Raw genomic sequence first — 4223 nt, 5'->3', positions numbered from 1 at the left:
TCCCGGCCACTCGCGAGCCCATCCTGCGTCGACTCGTGGCCGTGAAGGACGCCGCACGCCGGTCGGCGGTCGCGGCAGCCGGGATCGCCGCCGCGGGGGGTGCGGCATCGGGTGACGCGGCCCTGCGGGGGTCCTGACGCGGGCCTGCGACGGTCCTAGCGAGCGCAACACCCCACCGCGCACCGGGCACCGTCCCGGTTGCAGCCCAGCGCGGGAACGTCACCGAGCCTGTCCCCGGTCACTCCGGTCTCGACCTCATCGAGGAGTTCCAGAACCATCCGGGCGAACTCCGGGCTGGGCCCGGGCGTCGCGGTCCGGGTGACCGTCACGCCGAGCTCGCGCACCTCGTTCACCAACTCGGTGTCCAGGTCCCAGATCACCTCGACGTGATCGGAGATGAACCCCACGGGGACCACCACGACGTCACGGACGCTCTCCGCCTCCGCGATTTCCCTGACGTGATCCACCACGTCGGGCTCCAGCCACGGCACGCTCGGGGGGCCGGAACGGGACTGCCACACCAGATCGTGGTCCGCGACCCCTGCGGCCTCGGCCACCAACCGCGCCGCCTCGGCGACTTGACGGCTGTAGAGGTGGCCTTCGAGCGCGGGAGGGCCCGCCACGGCGTCCGCCGCCTCGGGAACGGAGTGTGCGGTGAAGATGACGCGTGCGCCCGGGGCCGCAGAGGCCATCGCCGCGCGAAGGTCGTGGGCGAACCGCTCGATGAACAGCGGATGGTCGTAGAACTGACGCAGGCGCACCATGGTGGGTGCACCGGCGACCTGCTCGCGCGCGCGGGCGATGTCCTCCTGGTACTGCGCGCACCCGGAGTAACCGCCCCATGCGGAGGTGGCGAACACCGCGGCCGACCGCACGCCGTCCGCGGTCATCTGCCGTACGGTCTCCTCGATCATCGGCGTCCAGTTGCGGTTGCCGAAGTAGATCGGCAGATCCCTGCCGCGCCGCGCCAACTCGGCGCGGACGTTCGCGATGATCTCGCGGTTGAGGTCGTTGATGGGGCTGCGACCGCCCAGCTGCCGGTAGTGGGTGGCCACCTCCTCGAGTCGCGACGCCGGGATCCCGCGGCCGCGGGTGACGTTCTCGAGGAAGGGGATCACGTCCTCCTGCCCCTCGGGCCCACCGAAGGACAGCACGAGAAGGGCGTCCACGGGACCCGTGTGTTCGAGGGCACCATCGGTCATCTGGAGTTCTCCTGTCCGCTGAACGAGACGGTGCCGGCGCCACCGTCGGCGTAGATCACAGTTCCCGTGGTGGCGGGCATGAGGTCCGAGAGCAGCGCCACCGCGGTGGTCGCGACCGAGGTGGGGTCGTCCACGTCCCATCCGAGGGGCGCACGCTCGGCCCATTCCTCCTGCATCAGGTCCAGTTCTCCCCCCGGTCCGAGGGCGTCGCCGGCGATGGCCTTGGCCGCGAGGGTCTTGACGGGGCCGGCGGCGATGAGATTGGACCGCACCCCCTCGGGGCCCAGTTCGCGGGCCACGTAGCGGTTGACCGCTTCGAGGGCGTTCTTGGCCACGGACATCCAGTTGTAGAAGGGCATGGAGAACCTCGGGTCGAAGTCCAGGCCGATGATCGACGCGCCGGGCGCGAGCAGTGGGCGCACCGCCCGGGCGAGGGCCGCGTACGAGTAGGCGGAGACCTCCACGGCCACCGAGACGTCCTGCCACGGGGCGTCGAGGAACGGCTCGCCGAGGCAGCTCGGGGGCGCGAAACCGATCGAGTGGACCACACCGTGGAGTGAATCGGCGTGCTCCCTGACCCTGCCCTCGAGGGCGGCGAGGTCCGCCTCGCTCCGCACGTCCAGTTCGATCACCGCGGGTCTGTGCGGCAGGCGCTTGGAGATGGCCTTGACCAGTGACGGACGACCGAACGCGGTGAGGATGACGGTGGCGCCGTGGAGTTGACAGTGCTTGGCGATGTGGAAAGCGATCGAGGCGTCGGTGATCACCCCGGTGACGAGGACGGTCTTGCCCGACAGGAGCCCGGTGCCGGTGTGGTCGTTCATGATCAGTGCCCCATTCCCATTCCGCCGTCAACGGGTATGACGGCACCCGAGATGTATCCGGCGTCGTCTCCGGCGAGGAAGCTGACGGCCCCCGCCACGTCGTCGGCGCTCCCCTTGCGGCCGAGCGGGATGGCCGCCACCGCGAGGGCCTGCGTCTTGTCGTCGAGGCCGGCGGTCATGTCGGTGTCGATGAAGCCGGGGGCCACGACGTTGGCCGTGATGTTGCGCGACCCGAGTTCTCGGGTCAGTGACCGGGCCATCCCGATGAGCCCGGCCTTGGACGACGCGTAGTTGACCTGACCCGCCGTCCCTGACTGGGCGACCACGGAACCGATGAAGATGAGCCGGCCGAACCTGGCGCGCAGCATCCCGCGGGACGCTCGTTTGGCCACCCTGAACGCGCCGGACAGGTTCGTCTCGACCACCCGGGTGAACTGCTCGTCCTTCATCCGCATCAGGAGGGTGTCGTCGGTGATCCCGGCGTTGGACACCACCACCTCGACAGGCCCCAACTCGGCCTCGACCGCGGTGAACGCCGCCTCGACGGAGTCGGGATCGGTGACGTCGCACCTCACCGCGAACACCCCCTCCGGTGCGCCGGACCCCCGGTGGGTCACCGCGACGCGGTGGCCGTCGGCGGCGAGGCGTTCGGCGACGGCGCGTCCGATGCCGCGGTTGCCCCCGGTCACCAGGACCGTCCGGGGCGTGGGGGTGGGCGTGCTGTCGGGAACCATGGGCACCAACCTATCGAACAGGGGCGGGTGGCCCGATGGCGGTGCGCCGACCGGTCACGGGATCCGGCGGTGGGCCACCAGTGATCCGGCCGCGGCCAGCATCGCCAGCAGGGAGCCGATGACGAGCCACGGACGCGAGGCGTCCGCCTTCTTCCACTCGTACCCGATCTGTTCCTCGAGGGTGCGGTAGACGGAGTCGAGTTCCTCGAGGCTGGACGCGGTGAAGAAGTCACCACCGGAGATCTCGGCGATCGTGCGCAACGAGGCGTCGTCGACGGGGACCGGTTGCGGGCGGCCCTGGATGTCGACGGTCCCGTAGAGGGTGCCGAAGGAGATGGTCGAGACCGGGATGCCGGCTTCCTCGGCCCGGGCGGCGGCGGTGAATCCCCCCCGCTCCTCCGTGGGGTCCGCGGGAACGGTCTCCTTGCCGTCGGAGAGCAGGACGATTCGCGCGGGCGGGGCCTGATCCGGCCCACCGAGGCTCTCCGTGAACGTGGTGATCGCCTGGAGCGCGGTGTAGATGCCCTCGCCCGTGGCCGTCCGCTCGTCAAGCCTGAGCCGCTCGATCGCCCGGGTGACCGGCCCACGATCGGTGGTCGGTGCGACGAGCATGGAGGCGGTGCCGGCGTACGAGACCAACCCGAGGTTGACCCCCGGTGTGAGGTTGTTGGCGAAGGTGGTGGCGGCCTGCTGTGCGGCCTCGAGGCGGGACGGTGCGACGTCGGTGGACTCCATGGACAGGGACACGTCGACGACGAGCATCACCGTCGCACGATTCCGTGGCACCTTCTGTTCCTGCTGCGGACCGGCCAGGGCCACCACCAGCGCGAGTATCGACAGGATGAGCAGGACGGCGGGGACGTGCGTGAACCATCTCCGCCCGCCGCGGTCGACCGTGCGCAGGACACCGAAGTTGCCGAAGCGCACGGTGCGTCGCTTCTTGGAGCGAAGGGCGATCACGTAACCGATGGCCAGGGCCAGCGGCACCACGATCAGCGCGAGCCACAGCGGGTGTTGGAAATCCGACAGGCTCATCGGGGGGTCCCGTTCGTCGGCGGATACTCGTCGGGCAGGTCGCGGACGAGGTTCTCACCCGTGGGCAGGCCGCCCTGACGTCGGGTGCCGACGTAGTCGATCACGTCCCTGATCCAGTCCCGGTCCGTGCGCAGGGCCAGCACCGGGGCGCCGCAGCGGCGAAGGGCCGAGTGGACCTCCTGGCGATGGTCGTCCGCGGCGCGCCGGTAGTCGGCGGCCAGCGCGTCGTCGACGTCGAGCTCGAGCACCTCCCCGGTGGCCGGGTCCTGCAGCAACGCGGCCCCCACCGCGGGAAGCGCGATGTCGAGCGGGTCGGCGGTGTGGACCGCGAGGAACTCGTGCCGGGTCCCCAGGACGCGCAGGGACCGCTCCCAGTCGATCTCGGTGAGGAAGTCGGAGACCACCACCACGAGGCCGTGCCGGCGGGA

Annotated in this window: 4 protein-coding genes and 1 pseudogene; all 5 read right to left on the bottom strand. The window is 70.6% G+C overall.

Translation table 11 applies throughout. From position 1 onward, the window contains the following. Positions 1–155: 155 nt before the first annotated feature. Positions 156–1202 carry a ferrochelatase gene (locus G6026_RS04170; RefSeq protein ID WP_182612336.1) on the bottom strand — a complete coding sequence of 349 codons (1047 nt, stop codon included), beginning with the start codon at positions 1200–1202 and terminating at the stop codon, positions 156–158. Continuing rightward, entirely contained in the window at positions 1199–2026 is an 828-nt protein-coding gene (gene inhA / locus G6026_RS04165) for an NADH-dependent enoyl-ACP reductase InhA (RefSeq protein ID WP_107756475.1), read from the bottom strand. Before inhA ends, G6026_RS04170 begins: the two co-directional genes overlap by 4 nt. 2 nt (positions 2027–2028) lie before the next feature. After that, positions 2029–2760: a 3-oxoacyl-ACP reductase FabG1 gene (gene fabG1 / locus G6026_RS04160; protein ID WP_182612335.1), complete on the bottom strand. Its 732-nt coding sequence runs from the start codon at positions 2758–2760 to the stop codon at positions 2029–2031. Positions 2761–2814: 54 nt separating this feature from the next. Further along, positions 2815–3795: a VWA domain-containing protein gene (locus G6026_RS04155; RefSeq protein WP_182612334.1), complete on the bottom strand. Its 981-nt coding sequence runs from the start codon at positions 3793–3795 to the stop codon at positions 2815–2817. Beyond that, positions 3792–4223 (bottom strand): annotated as a pseudogene (locus G6026_RS04150) (DUF58 domain-containing protein); the annotation flags it as partial. The pseudogene G6026_RS04150 and the gene G6026_RS04155, both read right to left, overlap by 4 nt.

The organism is Dietzia sp. DQ11-38-2 (assembly GCF_014145055.1).
GTDB lineage: Bacteria > Actinomycetota > Actinomycetes > Mycobacteriales > Mycobacteriaceae > Dietzia.
This window is presented reverse-complemented; position numbering and strand designations above follow the sequence as displayed.

Coding starts and splice junctions, on each gene's coding strand:
- G6026_RS04170 (WP_182612336.1), bottom strand. CDS start 1,202: ATGACCGATGGTGCCCTCGAACACACGGGTCCCGTGGACGCCCTTCTC.
- inhA (WP_107756475.1), bottom strand. CDS start 2,026: ATGAACGACCACACCGGCACCGGGCTCCTGTCGGGCAAGACCGTCCTC.
- fabG1 (WP_182612335.1), bottom strand. CDS start 2,760: ATGGTTCCCGACAGCACGCCCACCCCCACGCCCCGGACGGTCCTGGTG.
- G6026_RS04155 (WP_182612334.1), bottom strand. CDS start 3,795: ATGAGCCTGTCGGATTTCCAACACCCGCTGTGGCTCGCGCTGATCGTG.